Origin of the sequence: Flavobacterium maritimum (assembly GCF_040049085.1) — a bacterium.
In the GTDB taxonomy this organism is placed as follows: domain Bacteria; phylum Bacteroidota; class Bacteroidia; order Flavobacteriales; family Flavobacteriaceae; genus Flavobacterium; species Flavobacterium maritimum.
This window is the reverse complement of the sequence record NZ_JBDLZY010000048.1, coordinates 259-533: the sequence shown is the minus strand read 5'-3', so window position 1 is coordinate 533 and position 275 is coordinate 259. Positions and strand designations below refer to the sequence as shown.

At 68.7% G+C, this 275-nt stretch carries 1 protein-coding gene; it reads left to right on the top strand.

All coding sequences use genetic code 11. From position 1 onward, the window contains the following. The coding region (locus ABEB23_RS18325) for a helicase HerA-like domain-containing protein (protein ID WP_369077063.1) at window positions 1–159 on the top strand (159 nt) is incomplete at its 5' end. Window positions 160–275 lie beyond the last annotated feature (116 nt).

The following is a 275-nucleotide window of genomic DNA, read 5'->3' as shown; positions in this document are numbered from 1 at the left end:
GATGACCGCGCTACCGGCCGGTCAACCTCGCGTCGCCGGTCCTCGCGTTCCGACAGCCTCGCCACCGCCTTCGGCAAGAGCCTCGTCCGCCAGCTTGGAACCAAGACGGGTCAGGCGCTGGTGCGCGGCATTCTCGGCTCGCTCTTCAAGTCGCGCTGAGCAACTGGGCGCGCAAGGGCTGGCCGTAAAGGTCGGGTGAAGGCCCCGCGCGCCCGTGCCATACGTTTTGCAGACGCTTCGCCGACGCCCGGCCGACCGATGTCAGCGCATCCTGA